The organism is Limihaloglobus sulfuriphilus, assembly GCF_001999965.1.
GTDB lineage: Bacteria > Planctomycetota > Phycisphaerae > Sedimentisphaerales > Sedimentisphaeraceae > Limihaloglobus > Limihaloglobus sulfuriphilus.
Genome location: NZ_CP019646.1, coordinates 2,378,424 through 2,403,400, shown reverse-complemented (window position 1 = coordinate 2,403,400; position 24,977 = coordinate 2,378,424). Strand labels below are relative to the sequence as shown.

15 protein-coding genes are annotated in these 24,977 nt (G+C 46.6%); 7 read left to right on the top strand and 8 right to left on the bottom strand.

Annotated features, from left to right (window positions below):
• Positions 1-5 precede the first annotated feature (5 nt).
• The 8 genes from SMSP2_RS09150 to SMSP2_RS09115 all read right to left on the bottom strand — a co-directional run bounded on the left by SMSP2_RS09150 (position 6) and on the right by SMSP2_RS09115 (position 11,563).
• Complete coding sequence (locus tag SMSP2_RS09150) at positions 6-1,496, bottom strand: beta-N-acetylhexosaminidase (RefSeq protein WP_146683657.1); 1,491 nt, start codon at positions 1,494-1,496, stop codon at positions 6-8.
• A gap of 16 nt (positions 1,497-1,512) precedes the next feature.
• The gene (locus SMSP2_RS09145; protein ID WP_146683656.1) at positions 1,513-3,930 is read right to left on the bottom strand and encodes an exo-alpha-sialidase; all 2,418 of its coding nucleotides are present in this window, start codon (positions 3,928-3,930) and stop codon (positions 1,513-1,515) included.
• 48 nt (positions 3,931-3,978) lie between these two features.
• A complete protein-coding gene (locus SMSP2_RS09140; protein WP_146683655.1) occupies positions 3,979-5,769 on the bottom strand; it encodes a sialidase family protein in 1,791 nt (596 codons plus the stop codon).
• Between the two features lie 85 nt (positions 5,770-5,854).
• Positions 5,855-6,778 carry a PEP-CTERM sorting domain-containing protein gene (locus SMSP2_RS09135; protein ID WP_146683654.1) on the bottom strand — a complete coding sequence of 308 codons (924 nt, stop codon included), beginning with the start codon at positions 6,776-6,778 and terminating at the stop codon, positions 5,855-5,857.
• Positions 6,779-6,851: 73 nt separating this feature from the next.
• Positions 6,852-8,642, bottom strand: a complete 1,791-nt coding sequence (locus tag SMSP2_RS09130) for a LamG domain-containing protein (RefSeq protein WP_146683653.1) — start codon at positions 8,640-8,642, stop codon at positions 6,852-6,854.
• Positions 8,643-8,693: 51 nt separating this feature from the next.
• Positions 8,694-9,506 carry a type II secretion system protein gene (locus tag SMSP2_RS09125; RefSeq protein ID WP_146683652.1) on the bottom strand — a complete coding sequence of 271 codons (813 nt, stop codon included), beginning with the start codon at positions 9,504-9,506 and terminating at the stop codon, positions 8,694-8,696.
• A 17-nt stretch (positions 9,507-9,523) separates the two neighbouring features.
• Positions 9,524-10,501: a LamG-like jellyroll fold domain-containing protein gene (locus SMSP2_RS09120; RefSeq protein WP_146683651.1), complete on the bottom strand. Its 978-nt coding sequence runs from the start codon at positions 10,499-10,501 to the stop codon at positions 9,524-9,526.
• A 30-nt stretch (positions 10,502-10,531) separates the two neighbouring features.
• The gene (locus tag SMSP2_RS09115) at positions 10,532-11,563 is read right to left on the bottom strand and encodes a LacI family DNA-binding transcriptional regulator (RefSeq protein WP_146683650.1); all 1,032 of its coding nucleotides are present in this window, start codon (positions 11,561-11,563) and stop codon (positions 10,532-10,534) included.
• Positions 11,564-11,924: 361 nt separating this feature from the next.
• Here SMSP2_RS09115 and SMSP2_RS09110 point away from each other — a divergent pair, with 361 nt between their 5' ends.
• The 7 genes from SMSP2_RS09110 (at position 11,925) to SMSP2_RS09080 (ending at position 24,954) form a co-directional block, all read left to right on the top strand.
• Positions 11,925-13,877 carry a glycoside hydrolase family 2 protein gene (locus SMSP2_RS09110; protein WP_146683649.1) on the top strand — a complete coding sequence of 651 codons (1,953 nt, stop codon included), beginning with the start codon at positions 11,925-11,927 and terminating at the stop codon, positions 13,875-13,877.
• 125 nt (positions 13,878-14,002) lie between these two features.
• Positions 14,003-15,109, top strand: a complete 1,107-nt coding sequence (locus SMSP2_RS09105) for an ABC transporter ATP-binding protein (protein WP_146683648.1) — start codon at positions 14,003-14,005, stop codon at positions 15,107-15,109.
• A 526-nt stretch (positions 15,110-15,635) separates the two neighbouring features.
• Positions 15,636-16,763, top strand: a complete 1,128-nt coding sequence (locus SMSP2_RS09100) for a substrate-binding domain-containing protein (protein ID WP_146683647.1) — start codon at positions 15,636-15,638, stop codon at positions 16,761-16,763.
• 13 nt (positions 16,764-16,776) lie between these two features.
• Entirely contained in the window at positions 16,777-17,661 is an 885-nt protein-coding gene (locus tag SMSP2_RS09095; protein ID WP_146683646.1) for a type II secretion system protein, read from the top strand.
• A gap of 54 nt (positions 17,662-17,715) precedes the next feature.
• Positions 17,716-20,982, top strand: a complete 3,267-nt coding sequence (locus SMSP2_RS09090) for a LamG domain-containing protein (RefSeq protein ID WP_146683645.1) — start codon at positions 17,716-17,718, stop codon at positions 20,980-20,982.
• Positions 20,983-21,059: 77 nt separating this feature from the next.
• Positions 21,060-21,848, top strand: coding sequence for a PEP-CTERM sorting domain-containing protein (locus SMSP2_RS09085; protein ID WP_146683644.1), 789 nt, complete (start codon positions 21,060-21,062; stop codon positions 21,846-21,848).
• An 82-nt stretch (positions 21,849-21,930) separates the two neighbouring features.
• Positions 21,931-24,954, top strand: a complete 3,024-nt coding sequence (locus SMSP2_RS09080) for a PHP domain-containing protein (RefSeq protein ID WP_146683643.1) — start codon at positions 21,931-21,933, stop codon at positions 24,952-24,954.
• The last annotated feature ends 23 nt before the right edge of the window (positions 24,955-24,977 follow it).

Genomic DNA, 24,977 nt, shown 5'->3' with positions numbered 1-24,977 from the left:
ATTATTCATGACTCTGGAAAACTGCAATTATACTCAATGCCGTATTCTGAAACAGCATTATAATGGCTTCTGAGCCTGTTGGCAAACTCTTGATAATTTTCCACGGCGGCGCCGTGCCAGAGCGATTCGCATATTGCCAGAAGCCGCGGAAAAACCTTCGAATCGAGTATTTCCTGCGGCGTATCCTCTGTCCACATGCACGCCTCGCCGCCAAGGACAAGCTCTTTCTCTGCCGGCGAATCGGCTATATTCAGATCGAATTGAGAGGCCTTCTCCAGGTCTATCCTGGCGGGCACGTAGTCAAGGTAACAGTTGCTGGTCGGTGACAAGATCACTCTGTAGCCGTTGGAGATACACTCTTTTGCAACTTCGCGGCAGCCTTTCCAGACCTGTATAATCGTATCTCTGTCACCGCCGCCTTCGAGGATTTCCTCCCAGCCGATGACAGTTACGCCTTTTGACTTCAGAAAAGAAGCTATACGCCTTACAAAATACGCCTGAAGCTCATTTTCGTCCGCAAGTACCTCATCTTTAATTCTCTGCTGACATCTGGAACAGGCCTTCCAGCGGTTTTTCAGACACTCATCCGCTCCGATATGTATATATTTCGGCTCAAGGGCATCTATTATCTCACCAAAGACATCCTGAAGAAATTCAAAACATTTCTCATTGCCTGCGCAAAAAGCCTCTTCATGTATGACATGAACTTTCTCTGAGACTTCAAACGGCCCGCCCGTACAGCTTAGCTCCGGATAGGCGGCCAATGCGGCCTGACAATGCCCGGGCAGGTCAATCTCCGGCACTACGGTTACAAACCTTGCGGCGGCATAATCCATAATATCCCTGAGCTGCTCGAGAGTATAATAACCTCCGTAATTACTTTTGCCGCGGTAAGCGCCAATTTCTGTAAGAAGGGGGTATTTGCGGCTTTCTATCCGCCAGCCCTGATCTTCTGTAAGATGCAGATGAAGCCGGTTGAACTTGTAAAATGAGAGTATATCAATGTATCTTTTTATACAGTCGATTGACATGAAATGCCGGCAGACATCAAGCATGAAGCCTCGCCATTGGTATTCGGGCTGATCTTCGATTCTACAACACGGCACAGAAAATGCCGAACCGTTTTTGTCCCGTTCGATAAGTTGAATCAGCGTATTGAGGCCATAGAACAATCCGCGGCCGCTCGGCGAGCTTATTGTTATCATCTCCGGCCGGACAAGAATGCTGTACGATTCGGGATTGCCGCCGGCAGAATCTGTTTTCAGTACGATATCGGCCTGAGAAGATTCTTCTGATGAGACAACTTCAGCTTCCAGACCAAAGATGTCTTTAAACACCTTACACAGATTCTTCGCAGTCTTATAATGACTGCTGTCCGCGTAAAACAATATTTTAGCCTTAAAAGCAAAACTGCCATGGTGCTTTTCAAAAGATTTAATTGAAGGCACTATGAATTTAGATAAATCCCGTGCCGCCGTTGTTTCCATTGTCTTCATAAAATCTGTTTATCCTTTAGTTAACCCTGGACAATATTGAATTGACCTTTACTGAAAACTTTCCCGTTTTAGAGGGGCGTTCCCCTGGAAAACCCTCGCCGATATACACCCAGCTGCCGCGAGGTTCGTGAGACGCCTCTTTCCATTCTCCATCAGAAATTCGCACACGAGTGATATCATCACTGCTGAAAACAAATATCTCATTCCAGCTGTTTTTAGTTACAGTACCGATAAGTTTCGACCCTTTGGAACTTGTAATTAGAATATCCATTAAAGAGCCGGAGGGTATGGCATGTATGCGTGCAGGACTAACTGCATCACCAATGGTTAATAGGGTAACGGGTTCTTCGCTTTCGATTCGAAAATTCATTTTTAGTTCTACTGCATCGCCTTTTGAGCGATGATTTTCGTCCAGCTCAACTCCGGCAGAGCCGGCTCCTGAAAATGTGAGCAGCTCAACACCGCTCTCGATTTCACAACTAACCCCCAAATCTTTCAGATCCTGCGGAAGCTGAAAATTATTTTCAAAATCGACTGTGTTTGCGGGGTCTAATACAAGTACAGGCTCAGCTTGCGGCTCTGCACCTTCGGAAGCGTCAATAATACCAGGCTCGTCTTTAAACTGACCACACAGCCAGGTATGCCCGGAAGCATCAAGTGCCATTCCATCATATATTGACATAAAACGCATACGCCCAACCATACCCTGCAATTCACTGCCCGGCCGGCTATTGCCAACATACGCCCGCGATCCGCTCAATGAAGGAACCGGGCCGCCTATATCTACAGGCAGCCTCTCCTGCCGGCCGTTAACATAGAAAGTAACTTCAACCGCATCAGCGTCTAAGGTGAAACCGGTATAAGCCCACTCACTTCTTTTTAATCCAAGCGATGAACGAGGGCCGGCGCCTCCGTAACCATCGAATAAAAGACGAGGGTACAAAAGACCGCCTTCACCGTTAACGAGCATAAACACAAAGCCGCCGCCCGAACCGCGTGTATCAATCAACACGTCACCCTCAATCATATTAACAAACGCACCCAGGGACATGCCGTTATCATTAAAATTTAGACTGCTCATTGCTTCAACATGTTGGCGGCCTTCAAAGCATAGATTAGAATCATTTATCTCAGGGCGAGGGCTTGCGGGCATGTTATTACGGGGCAGTATATAATATTTTTTCGGGTCGGGCAGAGGTGAGATACGTGCTAATCTCGCGGAACTGCCATAGGCAGGGCCCCTGGTATAAGACATGTACAGAGCATCGCCGCGGGACCATAGCCGAGGATAGGAAACAAGACGTTCGTGATCGGTCAGGCCTACACCGGCAGTAAACTCAAAGCCGTCTCCCCGCTTAAAGTATAGTGTTATATTTTTTCTGGCTATGCCCCAGCCGGGCTCTGAAACATCATTATGAACCATGAAATAACGCCGCCCGCCCAGATCATCGTCTGCCGCTGGAGTTTGCCATATTCCACGGCCGTCCTGGGGAATTACATGCATCATAGAAACTGTCGAGTCTAACGGAACCAGCTCTCCTTTAGACCAGGTCTCTCCACTGTCATGGCTTACCGATACGGTCAAAGTTTGAGAAGGAGGCAGGCCGGCCCCCTGAACATATTTCGGATGAACGTTATGGCGGGCAAACATTCGAACACTCCCGTCGCTTTGCTCCCACATTGTCGGCTCCCAACCTGTCCATGATTCATCCGGAAGCGTCCAGCCTGCAGAAACACGCCAGGTCTTTCCGCCGTCATCTGTATAAAGCACACTGTTGCGTTTTTCTAAAGCCCACCAGCCTTCAACCCCCTCGGGGGCATCCCCGGCAGGGCCGCTTTGATCTATCATAATAACCGACACCAAAATCCGACCGTTACGCAAACGATACAAATTTTGAGACGGGTAAATCCGCCAACCCTCAACCTCTTTGGGACCTGAAACATTTACCCCCCACTTGAGCCGGTTGGTCTGCCATTTTCCATCGGGACTGTCAAGGCGAGAGAAGAAACTGCCGCGAACTTCTTCAGAACCCCATTGATTCCAAAAAACCCATAACTCATCATCGACAACACCAACAGCCGGCTGCCACTGCGTTCCGCCGTCCGGAGTAACAGGCAAAATGCTGTTGCTGCTGCTCGCAAACGCAGGAGATGGTTCACTCCAGTCTTGGCCGTCACGGCTTGTGGACTGATAAATAAGCTGGTTCGGCTTTGCCTCACCCGGAAGCTCATTGGCGTTCCATAAATAGAACCATCTATTCTGATACCATGCAATCGCAGTACCGTGATTGTAAAGCAGCTCACCCCCGGCGGAGTCAGATACAGAAAGACGTTCAATCACAGGCTGATAAACTTCATAAGTACGCCAGGAACCAAATACCGCAGATTGAACTAAACAATCACACATTAGAGCTAAAAATACAATTCGCTGCATTCTATATATTTTCTGCCTTTCTTATTGTCTTATAATAAATCTCGTATATTACTTATCAGCGTCTTTCAGCCATGATTTGGCCATGATACTAAAATCATACAAATCTATAATACAGTCATAATTCAGGTCTGGACTGATTATCGGATGTTCATTGTCGCCGCAGAATCCAGATTCTGACGCGGCTTCTACTAAACTTCCAAACCGCTCGATGTTTACGATAAAACGGCTTGTCTCATCAAGAAACTCTTCCGGATATCCGTCACCTATATAAACACGGCCATTGAAACCTGATGGAGCGGGATGATAGAGAGCAGAACCCATATTCTGTGTCGCGACTCCGTTTGAGCTGATAATCAGCAGAATATCATTCCATTTAGCCGGATCAAACGCTCCTGCGTCATACCATGTATCATCAATCAAAACCTGATATCTGTACGGCGTCGCCGCATCATACCCAAGCTGCACCTCTCCGTCACCGACACAGAGCAGTCTCATTCGTTTATCCGCAGGCGTACTTTCAAGAAAGACCGGCAGGCGTATTTTCAGCACATCATTCTGCGGTTCACAGATATCAATATCTACACCGGCCGAGGCATTACCGTAGAACCTTAGCATTGAATCACCGTTAAGATTAAACTTCTCAACCCTGACTTCAACCGGCCCGTCATCATGGTCGGTCAGACGCCTGTCGGTTCCTCTTGGAAAGATATAGTACTTATCGTCCGCCGGCAGGGGATCTACAATTCCCCACCGGATATTTTTCGAGTTTTCGTGGCTGTATGTAAAATACAGCTTGTTATCGTGCTCAACTGCCTGGGGATACGCCAGCTCCGGCTCATAATCTACTACCGGTACACCGGCGGCGAAATCGTCCATCCCGCTGCGGCTGAAAAACATCGCTATATTCTTGCGGTCATGACCGGCAAGCTCTGGTGTTCCGTTTGCACTGTCGTTGAGCAGCATGATTTTGCGTTGGCCGATAGTTTTCACCCAACACCTGCTCGATACTGTACGTGTCTTGCTGAACTGTGCCGGAGAGTAAAAATTCTCCGCGTTTTCATCGCCCAGAGAAGTCATAAAAAGCTCGTCCTGCTGACTTGTCCGGTCTAAATTGCGGATAAACATCCTGATATTGCCATCATACTGTTCGACCAGCATAGATTCGAAAGATTTAGTTCCATCAATCGGATCCCAGACAAATGAGCTCGTGTCCATATTGAAGCTCTGACCGCCGTTATTCGTATAAACAATACCGGAAAATTTATTCGGCCCGCCGGATATCTGAACCCAGGTAACTGTCTGGCAGATACGCCCGTTTGAAAGGCGAAGCGGATCCTGTGTGGCGGCGGGGTTATACTCAAGCCCATCGGGCATCATGGTCTTTGTAAAGATCATTCGGTGTGTCCAGGCACCCTCGGGATCTGTCAGTTTAGAAAACCAGAACGGCCCGCCGGTCTCCTGCCAGAACACCCACAGACTCTCATCATCAATATTGATCGTGCACGGCTGCCACTGCTTTCTGCCGTTGTCCGGAGTCCAGTTAACAGGTTCTGACCAGTTCATACCGTCAAGACTGGTTGCCATGTAAAGAAGCTGGCCCGGCTCACCCTCTTTATAAACCGTATTTGCATTCCAGAAGCAGTAAAACCTGCCGCGGTATCGCTGTATAGATGTGCAGTGGTTATATTTCAGCTCGTTCTGCGATGTATCCACGATAAAGCCTCGTGTTACCTGGGGCTGATAAATTTCATAACTGCGAAATTGTGCCTTCGCCGTCAGTGCGGATATAAATAACGCACAGAGAACTGTCTGTCTGATTTTATTGCTGCTGTTGCTCATAGTTTATCATAAGGGGGAAGAGAACGTTGTGTTTCCCTTCCCCCTCTTTGTTATATAAAGTAGATTTATGGTTATTTAAAGTTTGTTACTTTTTGCGGCGAACAAATGCCAGCCCGCCAATCGCCAGCAGCCCGATGGTTGCTGGTTCGGGAACAGCGGTAAAGACATCATTTTTATACAGAGTTATATCCGCCGCATCGAGTGCGCCCGAAGCGTCAGCAGTGCTTCCGAACATACGCAGCTCATCGATGAGACCTTTGAAACCCTTGTCAGCGGCTGTGTTATCAGCTCCATTATTGCCGACAACAAACCAATCACCGGAATAATTGAAAGTGCCGACATTGCTGTCAAGCGTAACTACCAGTTCAACATCATTTGTGTCAAGCCCGCCCATATAATACTTCAGGTTTTCAGTACTGGTTGTGCCGTCATAGGAAGCGGCAAAGAAAACCCATTCATCTGCCAGGCCCCAATTTGTCACAGCATATCCAGAGTTATACCAGTTGCCTTCTAAAGCAAATTGCATCCTTCCCGGCACTGAGCCATTATTGAACAAAAGGGAGAAACTGTTGTCAGAGCTTGCAAAAACCCGCGTATTATTGCCGATGGCAATTGACGAATCCTTTGTGTTGAGCCAGCCCATCACTGTAAATGAGCTTAAACCCTTCATCGATAGTTCCATCGAGGATTTATTTTCGGGAGAGCCGTATCTTACCCAGCCGCCATAGTTAGTTGGAGTGGTTTGACCCATGTTTGCCATGGTATCTCTCATATCAAGCGCGTTGCCGCTTTCCGCTCCGGAGCCGCCGCTGGTCAGCCCGGCACTCAGAGAGGGCGCTGTGCTTGCGTAAGGCTCATCCGCAAGCGGGTTTGCGTTAACCTGGGTTGGCGCCTCGCCGTTTACCGCTTCATTCATGTTTGCATCGTAGGGCAGATACCACAGAAGCTCCGCGGCACCGGCGTATGAAACCATCATCAATGCGATTACAATAATTTGGTACTTTCTCATGATTTTTCTCCTAATTAAACTGAATTATATTGATACCACTATTAACTGCCGTCGGACAGTCATTATACAAATATTACTGCGGCCTGTTATCCATCAGCCATACAGCGGCCATTTCAGCAAAGTCTGCCGCGTCAACAATACAGTCGCCGTTTATGTCACCTTCCGGCGGCATAAAGCCGTAATCACCGCACTTAACGTTCCAGTCATCCTGTTTGAACTGGGCTATTGCCGTCGGCGGCAAAGCACCGCTGCCGTCATCATAACTGCCGAAAAGACGCAGCTCGTCCATAAGGCCCTTGAAACCTTTGTCGGCAGATGTGGATTCCGAACCGTTGTTGCCCACGACAAACTGACGTTCTGAATAACTTATCGGGCCCTGATTAAAATTCGCGGCATATTCCATTACAGGATAGCCGTCATTTCTGCGTGCGCTGTAGAATTTTAGATTATTATCCGCTGCGGTGCTGTCGTATGTGATTGCGAAATATACCCACTCGTCCGTACAGGTATAGGGATATGTATTCGAATAAGGCAGTATTTTCCATTGCCCATTGACAGCGATGCCGAGCCTGCCGCCGTTATTCATAGTTACGGCGAACGTGTTGGCGTAATCCTCACGCAGACAAAGCCTTGCCGGGCTGCTCATTCCGCTCAGGCTCACCAAAGGGTCGCCTGTATTGAGCCAGCCCATGAGCGTAAATGATTTTAAATCACTCAAAACATCATCTACCGCGCCGCTGCCGGAATCTTTCGTTCCGTAACGCACTGCGCCGCCGTAGCAGTTTTCGCCGCTGACAGCACCCATAAAAGCCATGGTGTTGCGAAGGTCAAGGGCGCCGCCTTTGTACCTTACGCCCGCCTCGGCTGTAACAACCGGCGGCTGCTCGTTATAAGGTGCCGGAGCAGAGGGGTTTGTCAGTACCAGAGAAGGGGTCTCTCCGCTGATAATGTCTGACATATCAGCATCAAAGGGCAGGTGCCAAAGCGGGTCGGCAATCGGCGTATCCTGCCAGGGCTTCTCTACGTCCTGATTCTTGTAATTAGTTATTTCCGATGAACTTAAAACACCTGTTGCGTCAGAGTAACTGCCGTAAAGCCGCAATTCGTCTATAAGGCCTTTAAAGCCTTTGTCGGCAGTATCGTTCATTCCGCCGTTGTTTCCGATCACCAGCTGCCTGTCATTAGAGGCAAGAGCGCCGGCAGGTATGTCGCCGGTATCTTCAAGTGTTACAGATGCGGTATCCTTAAAACCTCTGTAAAACTTCAGATTGCCCGCAGAAGCTGTGCCGTCGTAAGTGATGGCGACAAATACCCACTTATCAGTACAGTCAAACGGATAGCTCGCGGCATACGGCATCGCGTGCCAGTTTCCGTTGACAGCGACCTTAAGCCTGCCGCCCTCATTGAGCAGGACAGTCAAACCGTTGGCATTGTCATCACGGAGCAGAATCCTTGCGTTTTCGGCAGGAGTGATGTTCGGATCGCCGGTATTTATCCATCCCATAAGTGTAAACGACTGCAAACCGTTAAAGACATCGTCCACGTTGCCGCCGCCGACATCGTTAGCACCATAAGTAACCCAGCCGCCGTAATTTGAACCATCGCCCGAGCCCATCTGCGCCATGCTGACACTCATATCAAGGCAGCGTCCTTTGCCGTTAACGCCGACAGGGCCGATACCCGGTGCCTGTTTGTTATATGGCGATACGGCATTGTCGTTAGTCTTGACCTCGCGGGCCAATTCGCCGCTCACAGCCTCGGCCGTATCAACATCAAAAGGCAGATGCCACAACAGCTGGCCTGCCTCTAAAGCAGCAGCTGTAAATATCAAAGATAAAATAATTGTAAATGTTAGCTTTTTCATGTTATAACCTCAAAAAAGACAATGTTATTTTTATCAAACCAAACGCTGAAACTACCAGTAGTACATTCTTGTATAATCGCCCCTGTGGTCATACCTCGGGGGAGACTTAGAGGGATCTACGCCGGTCGGGTAACCGTCGGCTGTATCCAGCGGCTTATCGTCCGCCGCCATCATAGATGTGTTTACCCAGTTAACTGAACCGTCAACGTGCAGACGGTTGGCACCTTCGGGCAGACCGCCTCTTCCTCTGTGTGCAAGGCGTGTGCGGTGGAACTCAAGATTCATATTCCACACAACGTTCTCATCTGCCGCCAGCAGTTTCCAGGACGGATCATCTATCCTGGCCGCTGACTCCTCTACTGTTTTGGGAATCGTGTTTGTCATATTTACAAGGCCGTTAAGCCTGGCAATTCCAATCCACCGATAAGGCATCCAGTATCCGCCTTCCGGATCTCCAAGCTCAATCTCGCCGTCTTTGCGGAAATAGGTAACATCGGTTCCTCTCGACTTTATCTTTGTCGGACAGACAAGAAATTCCGGCTTGAGCTTGTAGCTGTTGCGAAGAAGCTGATACATTGGATCAGAAAGAGCATACGGCAAAACATTTGATACCTCTTTGCCGAGCGTAAACGTCTTGTCCTGCTGCGACTTGGGCACAAACCGCGGTATCCATTGCCTGTGATCATTGGCATACATATGATACACACTGCCCAGCTGCCTGAAATTAGAACCGCAGACAACCTTTCGTGCCTGGGCCCGCGCCTTATTCAGCGCCGGCATGATAATCGCCATCAACAGAGCTATTATCGATATAACTACAAGCAGCTCTATAAGAGTAAACGCTTTTTTTCTTTTTAAAATCATACTAAACTCCGTTTATATTATTCTGGAAGGTCGAAATTTGTGGCCATGAGCCAATTATCGCATAAAATGCGAAGATCTTCAAATCCAACGACACAATCGCCATTAAAATCGCCTGCGGGATAGGGATGTTCATCGTCTCCGCACTTGGGTTCGTTAGCCAGGGATTTAATCGCCTCAAGCTGTTCAAGGCTCAAAACTCCGCTGGTATCTGTATAGCTGGCATAGACGCGAATCTCATCGAGCATTCCGCTGAATGGCCACGCCCCGGAATCACCGCTGTTACCTATATGTATGCGGCAGTGCTTTCCGTGGGTTGACGTACCGGAATACAGGCTGCAGAAACCGCTGGACTGTATTACTTCGTTTGTTCCGTCATCATATCCTTTGAACCATTGAACATTGTTAAAAGAACTTGTTCCGTCATAGGTAACAGCAAAGAAAGTCCACTCATTCGGGCTGTTGTCATAAAAACTTTCCTGCATTTGAGTTGAGCTGTTGCCGTTGACGATAAGCTCCATCTTGCCGCTGTAATAACGGTCGGCAAGCAGCTGAAAGTTGTTGCTTTCCGGGTTTGCTTCATCATAAGGCCGGGCAATCAGTCTGGCGCCCGAGCCGCTGCCAATCTTTCCTTTGAACCAGCCGACAATGGTAAAAGACACCATATCGTCCATCGCCATCTCCATGGGTGTATCCTGATCGTCCGATGTGCCGAAAATCACCTGGCCCGGCTGTAAATTTTCATCTAAAACAGGGTGACCGCTCGCAGGAAAACCGCTCTGGTCAAGACAGCCGCCAATAATTCCGCCCTTATAATTCAGCTGTGGCGAAATACCGTTTTGCTCTGTAACTACAGGCTCTTCATAGCCGGCAGAACCGGCATTTGCCCAGTCCGCGTCAAAAGGCAGGTAAATTATCGGTTCCGGCAAAACAGCCGCTGCGGGAAAAATAAGGGCAAAAAACGAAATAAAGAATACTACAACTATAAATTGCTTCATTATTATACCTCCGTACAACAAAAATTTAAGTTAACGGCTCAGCCTTCGAACCGAGTCTCTCTCTACAAAACTAACAGGTGTGACGGTTTTTTTGGGGCAGATAAATTCTTCCCCGCTGTACTTGGCCTCTATCATACCCACTATCATCTCAGCTCCCTTTTTGGAAACTTCATAGGGATGCTGGCGGATAGTAGTGAGTGCGGGCGTCAGAAATTCAGCGAATACTTCGTCACAAAACCCCACGATAGAAATATCATCAGGAACGCGAATGCCTCTTCTCTGTGCCGCCTGTATAATAGTTGCTCCGATTACATCACTGCCGGCAAAAATCGCTGTCGGCAGATTATCTCTATTCTGTTCAAAGAATCTCTCTACGGTATTAACTGCTCCCTGGTACCTGTAGTCACCCTGGATCACCCAGTCCGACCTCACAGGCAGGTTGTGAGCGGCCATAGAAACGTAAAAACCCATAAGACGCTCTTTTGCCGAGCTGTGTTCCGGGAGTCCGCCAATGTGACCAATTTCTGTGTGGCCCATTGAAACCAGATAGTCTATGGCAAGTTTTGCACCCTGCTGATCATCATAAACAACACACTTAACCCCGCCGTAATCAGCTTCGCGGTCTATAGCAATCACGCAGATTTTATAACGGGCAAGCTCAGCGAAAAAATCAATCTCATAATCATGAGACCACTGTATCATAACAACGCCCTCAACCCTGTTCTGTGCTATTTTTCTAGCAAGAGGCACACTCCCGTCTCTGAGCTGGCCCCATTCATAAGTCAAGCTGTCATAGCCATTTTCACTGAGCTCTCTTTGAACACCCTCAAGCATCTTACCAATATGGGCGGTTACACATTTATTCAAAACAACAGCAATTGTCCTGCTCCGGCCGCTTTGCAGCTGCTTAGCTATCGCATTAGGAGCATATCCGAGCTGACGGGATACGTTAACAACCCTTTTTCTGGTCTTTTCAGCCACAGATTCATGGTTGTTCAGCGCCCGGATAACTGTTATCCGCGAAACATTACAAGCCTTGCTTATGTCATTAACCGTTACCAATAATCGCTCTCTCTTATATCTACTATTTATGATACTCGAGTATCAATCTACTTTAGACCCTTGCTGATGTCAAGCCAAAAAACGAAATTTATAATTGAAAGACTGTATTTTAAACTGCCTCAAAAGCAAATACAGGCACTGACGCGACAGGGTTTGTGTCTGTAAAACTTTTCATATGAGGACTTTAAAGATACAGATATAAATAACGTGTAATTCTGTCACAAAACTATCATTTTTTTCTTTAGAGTTAAAATATTTTTTTTGCTTGCTGAAATTTTAAAATTTTGTTATACGAGTAAACAATAAATTTGATACAGCATTATTTTTGATATACGATTTCAATATAAATAAGGAATACTCAATGAGAAACATCCGCAGCCTTGGAAATCTCAAGTGGCAGCTCGCAGGCTTTAAACCCCATGAGTGGCGAAGAGAATCCGGACTGGAAGTGCAGGACGCTGTAAACGCAGAAACACCACCCATGCCCGCGAAAGTTCCGGGCTCTGTTCAGAAAACCCTTTTAGACGCCGGACTTATAGAAGATTGGAATCACGGTCTTAACTCGTTCAAATGTGAATGGGTCGAAAACCGCCACTGGATCTATGAGACGACCATTCCCGATAATTGGATATCCTGCGAAAAAGAGTACAGGCTTGTATGCAGAGGGCTGGATTACTGCGGCTCTATATTTCTGAACAAGAAGGAAATTTACTCTTTTAAAAACTCGCATATCCCTCACAATATTGAACTTACGCCCCATCTAAAGAATGACAAAAATGTACTGCGGATAGTATTCCAGGACATCCCGCGCTGGCTGGGTCAGCTCGGCTTTACTTCTCAAATGAGAGATTTCAAACCCAGGTACAACTACTCATGGGACTGGACATGCAGGATGGTTCAAATTGGAATCTCGGGCGATATCTATATAGAAGAAATAGACGGGCCTTTTATTGTATCGTCCGATTTAGAGAGCTCTTACGATACAGATACTGATTCCGGCCAACTTGATATCAAACTTACTGCGCAAAATTGCGACCAATTCATAGCAGCCGTAAAACTTACCCAAGAGGACCGCACTGTCGCAGAAGAAACTAAACAAATCTCCCAAAACGGTGTATCTTTCTCATTCGAAAAGATTCAAGCAAAACCCTGGTACCCTAACGGACACGGCCAGCAGCCGCTTTACAATCTTGAGATAAAATTATGCGACGCAAACGGTTGCCTGCACGATAAAATAGAAAGACGCGTCGGATTCAAAAATGTCCAGTGGAAAAACTGCCTGGACGCGCCGGCAGCAGCAGATCCGTGGATATGCTGCATAAACGGCAGAGACCTTTTCATGCAGGGCATAAACTGGACGCCAATACATCAAAACTACGTAGAGACTGCCGGGCACGAATACCGTAAAAGGCTCGAAATCTATAAAGAAATTGGAGTAAACATTGTCAGAGTCTGGGGCGGGGCACCACTGGAAAAAGATATTTTCTATGAGATATGCGACGAACTTGGAATAATGGTCTGGCAGGAATTTCCCATCTCTTCTTCAGGGATAGAGAACTATCCACCCGACGATGAGGATTATGCCGAAGAGATGATCAGCGTCGCAAAGTCCTACATACAAAGGCGTAAACATCATGTTTCACTGCTTATGTGGTGCGGCGGCAACGAGCTTTCCGGCAGTAAGAATGAGCTTATCCCCGCTTCCAACTCACATAAACTTCTAAATGAGCTCAACAAAACAGTTATGAAGTATGACCCCAACAGGCGTTTCGCGGCGACCTCACCGCTGGGGCCTAAATTTTTCGCCAATGAAAAGAATTACGGCAAGGGTCTGCACTGGGACGTTCACGGTCCGTGGAAACTGCCCGGTACTTTTGAGCAGTGGCAGCAGTACTGGAACGATGACGATTCACTTTTGAGATCGGAAACCGGCTGTCCGGGCGCTTCTTCGGCAGATATAATCGAGAAATACAAAGGCGGCCAGAACCCCATGCCGACAAGCACGGAAAACCCGCTCTGGCGGCGTACAGGCTGGTGGGTTGAGTGGAAACAATTCATTGACGAAAACGGCCGCGAACCTGAAAGTCTGGTTGAATATGTAGAATGGTCGCAGCAGCGTCAGGCCAAAGCGCTTGCGGTTGCCGCGGCGAGCTGTAAGAATAGATTTCCAAAATGCGGCGGATTCATCGTCTGGATGGGGCATGACTGTTTCCCATGCACCGCAAACACTTCTATTGTTGATTTCGAAGGAAATCCAAAACCGGCGGCTATTGAGCTGGCTGAAATTTTCAAAGCTAACGAAAAGTCAGCTTGAGCAAATCTCAATTTGCCTGTTATTTAGAATGATTGACAAGTATTTTTTGGACAAAAGAGTTTTTAAACTTACTATTTTAAAGATGTATTACCATCTCTGCCAATAATTAAAAAAGCGAGGTATTTATGGCACAGGTTTTATTAGAGAAAGTTTCTAAAGTTTACGATGGAGGCGTCGAGGCAGTTAAAGATGCCGACCTAAATATAAAAGACAAGGAGTTTATGGTTATCGTCGGCCCTTCCGGCTGCGGAAAGAGCACAACACTGCGAATGATTGCCGGCCTTGAAGACGTCACCTTTGGCAAACTAAGTATCGCAGACAGGGTGGTTAATGATATCCCGCCAAAAGACCGCGACATCGCCATGGTTTTTCAGAATTACGCCCTGTATCCCCACATGACCGTGTTTCAAAACATGGCTTTCGGGCTTAAACTTCGCAAATACCCTAAGGATGAAATACAAAAACGTGTTGACCAGGCGGCTGATATGCTTGGAATAAAAGAACTGCTCAAACGCAAACCCAAGGCACTTTCCGGCGGACAGCGCCAGCGGGTGGCACTGGGCAGAGCTATTGTGCGAAACCCAAAGGCATTCCTCTTTGATGAGCCGTTGAGCAATCTCGACGCCAAACTAAGGGTAACAACACGAGCCGAGCTCAAGGCACTCCACCAAAGGCTCCAGACAACCTCAATATACGTAACCCATGACCAGGCAGAGGCAATGACCCTTGGAGACCGTATCTGCGTCATGTACAATGGCGAGATTCAACAGGTCGATGCCCCTATGAAGGTATATGATAATCCTGTTAACCGTTTTGTAGCGGGTTTTCTCGGAACTCCGCCTATGAACTTTTTTGACGGCAAAATTGAATTTAAAGACGGCAGATTCAGCTTTGTTTCACCCTCGGGCAGTATTGAAATACCCGATGCGGTCAAAATCGGCAAAGAGTACGACGGCAAGTCTGTAACTCTTGGAATCAGGCCCGAACACATATACTGCGATCCGGATAAAAGCTCTCACTTGAGCCCGATTAAAGCCGCCGCGAAAGTCATAGAACCATTGGGCGACCGCAAGGATGTTTATTTCGACACAACAGCCTCAGTGAGATTCATAGCTAATCTTGACCCGCATACCAAAATAGCAGTTGACGAGATTATCGATGTTTACTTTGATACTTCCAGAATACATCTCTTTGAGCCGGGCGAAACAGGAAAAAATATCTGTCGTTGTTAAGCGGCCGTGAGACCATTATAAAACCGCAGATTTAGTTGCATTTGCTCTATCACAAGTTAACCCAATAGTCTTTTTATCTTTTTCGTCAATATCCATCTCTGCAAGTGATTTGAGACTGGGTTGTCGTATCCGGCCGGAAAAGCCGGCGCAAGTATCGCAGCTTTCACATAAATCTCACAGAAAAGTTGATAATGTCGATATTTTGGGACCTGTTTTTCTGCTCATAATGCTTAACAAAGGTGTGATTTTTCATAAAACAAGAGCTGAATTATAGTTAATCTACCCGAAAACGCAAATTATGTTGCTGAAGTCATAAGTGACTGTTTTTCAATGAGATAAACATGTGTGCATGGGTGTACCACCCCGCATTGGCAATCGCACTTTTTTTTTGTATATAATTCAAGTAAACATGAATAAAATTCTTGAAATTATGAAAAAAAATAGATTTTAGTTGATACGTGCTGCTGTGAAGGCTATAATTAGAATAAACAAATAGTTGAATGTTTTAATCGAAAGTGTTTGATTTGTGAGTGTTATTCAGTTAGATAGGCGTAAAGGGAAGGCTAAGCCGCTGTATCAGCAGATATCGCAGTATCTTTCAAACAGCATAATGTCAGGAGTGTATGTTGAAGGTCAGCGTCTGCCGTCAGTTTCACAGATGGTAAAGGATTTTGATGTTGATTACCGGACTGTCATGTTTGCCCTCGAGGAGCTTGGTAATCGAAATCTGATCAAGATTGACGGCAAACGCGCTCACGGGCCCATAGTTATTCAAGGCGGCACGAAAAGGTTGGTGATCTCCTATATTCGCTGGGACCACGATTCAATGTCCTTGGCTTTTACCAGGGGAATCAATCAGTATCTGGCTGAAAGTGACATAGAATGTCTGGTAGTTGATGCCCACAGGTCGTACGATGCCTACATAGAGGCAATGAATCATCTGGCGGAAAATATTAAAGGTGTTATTGTAATGCCTTTTGAGGGAAAGGGTTGTGAGGATATTATCAATAAGCATATAGAAGGCGGAGTAAACGTCGTTCTTATTGACAGGAATCTGCCAGGGGTTAATGCAAGTTCAGTTTCGATGGACAATGTAGCCGGCGCTCATGAAGCGGCAGTACATTTGTTTGAGGTGCAGAAGTCACCGGTATATTACATAGGTTTAACAAGATCCCCCTCATCGGCTTATAACAGGTATTCAGGCTGGCGTACGGCGATGGGGGAATACGGGATTCTTGATTGCAGTAAATATACCTATGATGTTTACGAAATATGCGGCAGCGATCTTTCTGAGCTTTCAGATGAAGAACAGCTCAGGCATTTCACACAGATTGCCGAGAAGCTGTTTACGGAAAATCCCCAGGATAAGTACAGCATACTTTGCTGCGCAGACCTTGTAGCTATGGGAGTTTACAAAGCAGCAGAGCGGAAGGGCCTGCAGATCGGCAAAGATGTGTTTGTTGTAGGCTTTGGTGACAGTGCGTTTTGTGAAAGGCTTACGGTGCCGCTGAGCAGCGTTAATCAGTCCAACGAGCTTGTCGGTTATGAGGCCGCGAAATTTATGGAGACAATATGTACGGGTGAGATGACGGGGCGGATACAGCGTGTCCTTCCCGCCAGGCTGTGCATAAGAGAGAGCAGTAAAGGTATTTAACAAAAGGAAAAAAATGCGAAAAAAAGGTTTTACGCTAATAGAGCTTCTTGTTGTGATTTCTATAATCGCGCTGCTGATGGCAATACTTATGCCGGCGCTTAGCAAAGCACGGAACCAGGCGAAATTGGTTATTGACATGGCCAATAGTAAGCAGATAGGAACCGTTCTAATGGTTTTCAAGGCGGAAAACTCGGATTACGTGCCCATTCTATTAAATCAGCATTCGCAAGTTCCCGCAAAGTCGAGATTTTTATCATTGGCACTTCGTGACCACGTGCAGTTAGGTGACAGCCTGGATCCGGAAGGCTTCTGGGGGCCGGCGCAGCTTGATGAATATTTCAACTCTCACATCAAAGATTATTATGCCTGTCCTTTTGTCCGCAATAAAGCCAGTGAAACGACAAACACTACCGGAATCAAAGAAATCGGCAGTATAACACTTAAAGGCAGTGCAGGTTCTCATACTTTCAAGTCGCTTGTTTATGAAGGAAAGCGGGAAAGTTACGAACCTTCCCTCTGGTGGCTTAAACAGGATTGGGAATATACGAAAAACCATCCATACGGGGAACCTCATGGCACAGCTAAATATGGTTCCTACCGATGGTTTGACGACAGTGATCTTGCCAGGGGCTGGGGCAGCCGCTCAGGCAACGCTGAATACCTAAAACTTAAAAGGATAAGATGGTCTCCAAACCTGGCCCAGCATACCGGCAGCCGAAGCGCCAGTGAGAATATCGCATTCTTCTGCAATGCCGGACAATGGGACAGCTGGTCAACAAGCGGCGGGGGTATAGTCAATTACGGCAGCCATAAGAAAGGAAGATACGGGGGAACGGTAGCAACATTCGCAGATGGCAGTGTTCAGTGGGTGGAAGGTACCCGGATCGGCTGGCATTAATCTTTTTAAGTGTTTATTTGTTAACTACTAACGAGAAAAAAAGGAAAAGATATTATGAAAAAATGTTTGGTTATTTTAGCAGTCTATACATTTCTTATTTATAGTACCGCGGCATTAGATGTGAGTTGGTCTGGTCCTGTTGAGACAGAACCTGATAATTTCAGCTGGGAGAATACTGCCGCTTGGTGGAACGGAACAGGCAATTCCATACCAACTGCATCAGACAGGGTGATTATTCGCGACGGCAACTGGTATCCGGATACCGGCCCGTCTGTATATGCCGGAACCAGTGCGCATGCAGCCAGTCTTGAAATTGGATTGACCAGAAAAGACGGCAATGGATATCTGGTAATAGACGGCGGCGAGCTGGATGTCGCCGGTGAAGTTAAAATTGGAGTAGAAGATCTTTGCAGCGGCACACTTACGGTAAACAGCGGAACGATGAGCGTTGGCGGCAGCTTGTCCGGCTGGCACGGCAGCTCAGAGGTTAATGTTTATGGCGGTCTGCTTTCAATCGACGGTTGGCTGACAGCCGGACAATTTAACGATCAGTGCAATGTGAATATCTATGGCGGTGAACTCGAAGCTAACTGGATTGGCGGTCAGGGGACAATAAACATTGCCGGCGGGACGCTGATTATTGCCCAGTCTGCTGATAAACGCCCGGATCTTCAGGCTAAAATAGATGCCGGAGATATTGTTGCCTATGGGGGTAATCCGGACTATGAGCTTGAGATGAGTTTTGACGGTATTGATAACAGGGTCTATGCAGTTAATATTTATGCTGAGGGACCGTTTGAAACTTATGAGACACAAACTTATTCTGCACCGGTTAATCAGTACAGTGGTACAGACAGGGGGGTAAGGGCTCTTTTCAATTTTGACAATTCTGACGTGACAGGTGTCAATCCCGAAGGCGTTTCAGTGCTCTCTGGTGAAAATTATGGAGCAGCTTTTGTTGACTCAATGGATAATTTCGGACTGGCGGCCAGTTTTAATGGAGCGAGTGACTACATGCTGGTTCCACAGCTGACAGAGCTTTTTCTCAACGGCGAGATGACAGTTGAATGTTATGTTAAAGTAAATGAAATCTATTCAACAAGAACCCAGACAATAGCTGTTTACGGCGAAAATTCGTATGCAACCTGGCGGTTAGGTATTGACACCATGGGGCATGCTTATCTCGAATACCAGGATGGCTGGGAATATTTCAGGGCGAACAGTTCAGCTTTTCTTACGCCGGGACAGTGGTACCATATAGCCTTTACGCGAAGTATAGAACTAATGGATGAAGATGATCCTGATTACGATGAGTATTATCCGCACAGAGCGGTTTGCCGAAGTTTTATCAACGGTGTCTTTGACAGTGAGACAGTTCTGTTCTCAGAGCTTCCCGGGCATACAAACTGGGTTGATCAGAACGTTATGATAGGCAAAGACAGAGGGGATTCTAACCATTTTAACGGATGCGTTGATGAGCTCCAATTCTGCGGCTATGCTAAGAATTTTGAGCCTGTCCTCGAAGATCCATCTTCTCCTTACACACGTCTGGCTTTGGGTACAGATCTTCTGGTGCATTTCGATGCGGATCCGGCAAACTATTATGCTCAGAGTACAGCAAGCGAGCTTGAGGCTCCATTCGCTGTTATGCAGTCTGAAGGCATCAGCCGGCGGGCGGGTTATATCACCATCGACGCGGATGAGACCGCTCAGCCGGGCAGCGGCCAGCATCAGCCAATAGTGGAAATTGACCAGAGTTTTCTTGAAAGCCGTTTTCACGCAGGTGCGATAAGTGTAGAGGCGTGGATAAAGTTAGCCAGCTATCCGATAGCCGGCAATCAGAATTATAACAAATATGTTATTGCTCAGAATGGTGAGCAGGGATACCACTGGCAGCTTTTTGTAAATCCCGACAGGAAAGCTGTTATGTCATACTGCGGCACAGACTGGGTATGGCGTGAAGCAGTGGGCACTACAGAGCTTGAGCTTGACAGATGGTATCACATTGCCGGCGTCAAAAGAGCTTTAAAACAAGGAGCGTCCGGTTGGAACTATGAAACACACCTTGAGGTCTATGTCAATGGACAGCTCGAGGGGATGCTTGAAAAAGCACTCCGTCCGCTTCCTCCAAACGACACCGGTAAGGTTTATATAGGCAACAGCCCATACTGGACGATATTTAATTTTGACGGTTCTATAGGTGAGGTTCGCATCTCAAGCGTTCCGCGTGCCTACAGCTCACCCGAGGACGGGCGTTACGGCTGGTATAACCCGGGAGATGTCAATCAGGACGGTATGGTTAATCTTTTAGACGCTTCAGAAACCGCCGGCCAGTGGCTTGAAAACGACAACGCCTGGCTTGATAAGGGCGGGTATGAAATTGCCTCTGACGGCAGTGAGGATATGCTGTTGTTTATGAATTCAACACTTCCTCAAGACAGGGTTCTGGCCTTTCACAGCGAAGTCTGGAATGGAGCCGAATGGACTGCCAATACCCAAACCCACGGACTTTTCAGCAGTAAAGTGAATATGGCATGGAACCGTGCTTACTGGCGAAAAGATACATGGACTCAGAATTTTCACGGAGAAATATTTACTATCGGAGCAGACGGCTTAATCCGTCTGCATACTGAATCTTTTGGTCAGCGTGTAGATGAAATTGAACCCCTTACCCAGCCGGTATTTGATTCGAGGATTGATCGTTTTCGTTTATTTGTAAATGATGACGGAGGTGAACTCGATTGGGGCCTTGGAAAGGTTTTTGCGCCTGTTAACGCAGACACTGAATGGGTAAGCACGGCGCCGTATGATACTTATATATGCAACAGTTTTGATGATCTCAACAACGGTACCGGTTTGAAATGGCAGGACATCGACAGCAGATATGCCTTTCTTGAAAGATACGGTCCGTTCGATGTAGAGTTTGACGGCGGTTGTGACGGCTGGCCTGTGGATGATGTTATGCGTAACCTGGATGAGGTTATTGTGCTTAATCAGCTGCGTGATAACCAGAATGTCCGTGAGCGTTATTTCTATGGCCGTTCAGGTGATACTTACCTTGGACTTGTTCGCTGGGACGAACACCACAAGGAAGACGGACAATGGGTTCCCGTTGCCAGAGCAGTTAGCAAGCATATAGGATATATGGTTTATATGGGAGGTTTTGAAGGCTTCTTCGAACGCAGTATCAACGATACATTCACGGTTAATGAACCAGATGTATGCCAGGTTACCGGTATTATCGCTTCGGGCGACCTCAATGGTGACTGTTCCGTTGGTGTTGAAGATTTCATGATGATTGCGCAGAACTGGCTCAATTGATATTAGAAAAACTGATTTCTGGCTGATGGCAGTCAGAAATTTAAAATTAGTGGTATAATTACGAAAGGACGATTGTTATGAAAAATGCTGTTTTATTATTAGTATTAGTTGCGGTTACTACGTTCACTGCACAGGCCCTTGATGTTGGCTGGAGCGGCAGTGAGGCTGATAAAAGCTGGGATACTGACTCCAACTGGTGGAATGGCACAGCCAATCTCGCCCCGACACAGTCAGATAGAGTGCTTATACGTGATGGTAACTGGTGGCCGGGCACAGGTCCTCATGTTAATAGTGGTGTAACTGCTTTGGCAGACAGTCTTGAAGTGGGGCTGACCGGCAGGAAGGATGCCAACGGTTATTTGTTTATTGACGGCGGGCAGCTTGATGTTACAACAACTGTGAAAATGGCTATACAGGCAAATGACAGTACAGGCACAATCAATCTAAACAGCGGAGTGATGAATGTCGGCGGGAATTACTACGGCGGCTGGTACGGTGCCGCAACGACAAACATTTACGGCGGTTCACTCAATGTAGGCGGCTGGCTTGTAATAGGTCAATTCGCTTCTTCCTCAGGCAGTGTTGTAAATGTAAACGGCGGTGAGCTTGGTTGTAGCTGGCTCGGCGGCGAAGGCGTGCTCAATCTGGCAGGCGGTACACTGGTTATCAATCAGACGGCGGATAAACGGTCAGGTTTACAGGCAATGGCTGCTGCTGGAGATATAATTGCTTATAATGGTGACCCAAATGCCTCATTTGAATATACATTTGACGGAACCAAGACAACTATGACAGCAGTTCCTGAGCCGACGGTTTTGGTTATGCTGGGCATAGGTTCATTATCATTGCTCATAAAACGTAAATAGAAAATTAAAGTATTAGTCAAATCATTTATATAAAATAAATCCATAGTGCCGGAAGTAAAATTCCGGCACTGATTTTTATCTTATGAATAACACACTAAACCGACGTTCATTTATCAAGATTCTAACAGCCGGCGGAAGTGCGGCTCTTGGATACGACCTTTTACTCAATCAGGTCTTTGCAGGGTTAGAAAAAGATGCTATGGTATTGCGATTTCATGCGAAAGCTGAACACACCGGCGAGCCTGCATCTATCTATTTAAACTTCTTTCAATACGATTTCCACATTCAGAATGGGGATGTTCTGGAATATGATGTTTTTGTTCCATCTTTCTCTTCTATACGCTCTGGTGTGGTAGATTTTGAGTGTGAGGACGGTTCAATATTACGGGATTCAAAGATTCCGGATCAGAATGATTTTTCTGCCCATCCGATGGCTGATACAGGAAATAATGCTGTTGATAAATGGTATCATCGCAGTTTCAGGCTTGACAAATTTGCAGGCAAAAAAATTAAAAGATTCCTGGCAGCAATGAGCTGTAAAGATGCTTCTGCCGGCAGGTATTGTGCTTTCCTGAGAAATATCCGGCTTACTCGAAATGATAATGTAGTTATCAATATTGTACCCAGATGTGATCCGGATGAGTTTTCGGTACAACTAAATCGAAACATGCAGAATGTTTCTCTGGATGTCATTGCGGAGAAGCATATGGATGAACCACGGAGGCAGAATGTCACGGCAGCTGAGCTGGTTGACTGTAAGCCCCTCTCAGATCAGGAAAAGTTTGCTGAGTCACCGACGCTGGCCTCCAGCGATGACGGCAGGGCATGGTGTCTTTGGCTGGAGCGAAAAGATGACAGCCGTGAATCAATAAAATACAATGAATTTAAAGACGGCAAATGGTCCCAGAGCAAATCTCTCAATTTCTTTGACGGGAAATATGAAACCCCGAGAATAGCCTGTAAAGGTAAGCACAGCCCTGCTGTGGTTTGGGTGGAGATCAAAGATGAGCAGTGGCTTCTTAAGGCAAAGGTGTATAACGGGAGCCAATTTTCAGCAGCAAAAAAAATCTGCGGGGGCAAGGTAAAGAATCCCGTTCTTCAGGCATGCAGCGATGGTGGGTTTGTTGCCGCGTGGGAGCAGTACAGCGGCGGCAGATTCTACATTCAGCTAAGCAAATACAAACCGGAGGATAACGAATGGAGTCCGCCCGTAACCGTAAGTGACAGTCAGAGAAACTGCTACAGCCCCGCGGTTGTAGAGGATGGAAACGGTATTGTATGGGCAGCTTACGCAAAGGCTGAAAATGGTGAAAAAAATATTTATATTATAAGTTGCGATTTTTCTGGAAAGACAGCGATAGTTAATAATGAAAAACTGGTTTACAGAAATTCCAGCCGCAGTTATCTTAACGGCAATCCAGCTTTGTCCTGTGACGGTGACAATCGTATCTGGGCAGCCTGGGAGCAGGTGAGTGAGAACAAACGCGACGAATGTATCTTTGAGAATGTTGAATGTTTATGCGGCTGTCTCATTGACGGCAAACTGCAAAAAATAGCTTCCAGCGGCGGCCATTTCAGCGGAAACCGTCCGATGTCAATGGCAAATAACCGTCATCCGCAAATCTATCTCACTGATGATAATAAGATGTGGCTTTTTTCACGGCAGTCATACAGTGATCGCAGACAATGGCGGATCAGTGCGTCAGTTCTAACGAATGACGGCTGGGCTCAAAGCGTAAATGTTCTGGGAGAGATTGCCGCGGGACGAATGGATGTAACATCTGTCTGTAAATGCGATGATGAACATGTCTGGGTCTGTTGGCAAAGCGATAACATACTCTCAGCTTGCTACACAACACTTTTATACGAAAAACTCAGCACTGTTAATGTTTCCAGGCTGCGTCTGAACAAAAAAGATGCCGCCAGAATAAGTTCAGTAAAGTTTAGAGATTTCAAAAAATCAAATTCAACTGCCAAACCGTGTCATTACAGGGGGAAAATAAAACCGGAGAACCGGCATAGAGTCTCATATAACGGCAAAGTATATACTTTGCTAATGGGTAATCTTCACGAACATAGTGATATCTCAAGATGCTGGGCAAACTGCAGTGACGGCAGTCTCGATGAGAATTACCGTTTTGGTATTGATGTCGAGGGCTATGATTTTGTGGCGATTACAGACCATGGTTATGATATGCATGAGGTCAATTGCCGCAAGACCTTCAGAACAGCTCAGTTTTACACTTCAGAACCGTTTTTTATAGGACTCAATGGTTTTGAATGGACCCTTACTGCTGGATTGCCGGATAAAACTGTACCGGGCAACGGGCATAGAAATATAATTTTTGCAAATGAAAAAGAGGCTTTGAAGTTTGTAGATAATGACGTTAATAATATCTATGAAAGCCGCGAAAATCCCAGAAGCAACCGGCCGGATAAACTGTGGGAGCTGATGCGGCATAAGAAGGTTAGAGCGGTAACTATTCCCCATCATATTACAGATAAACATCACCCGATGGATTGGGACTATCATGATGAACACTATCAATCTGCGTTGGAGATATACCAATGCAGAGGATCAAGTGAATACCCTGGCTGTCCCCTTGAGACAACAAATTTGACAAGCCTGGGAGATAAAAGCGTAAGGCATGCTTTAAAACGCGGCTATAAATTTGGTTTTGTCGCCAGCGGCGATCATAATGGAATGGGTGATGGGCTGGCATGTGTTTATGTGGAAGGTTCGGATGTCAGTTCTGAAGCAATTGTTGAGGCCCTTTTAAAACGTCGTTGCTATGCAACAACGGGTGATAAAATAATTCTGGATTTCGCAGTCAACGATTCTTTTATGGGTTCTGAAATTATTACTGAAACCTCGCCTGTTATTACCGGTCAATTCAGTGCCGCAGACCAGGTAAAGGAATTAGTGGTGTTCCGAAATGACAAGATCGTATTCCATAAAGCCGCCGGCGAGTTAAAAGGGCTATTAAATTATAAATTTGAATTTGAAGACAGAGAGTTTTCCCGGAAAAGCTATTATTACATGCGAATCATCCAGCAGAATGGACAGGTTGCATGGGCTTCACCGGTTTGGGTAAACAAGGGGTAAAATCAATACAGTCTGACACTTTA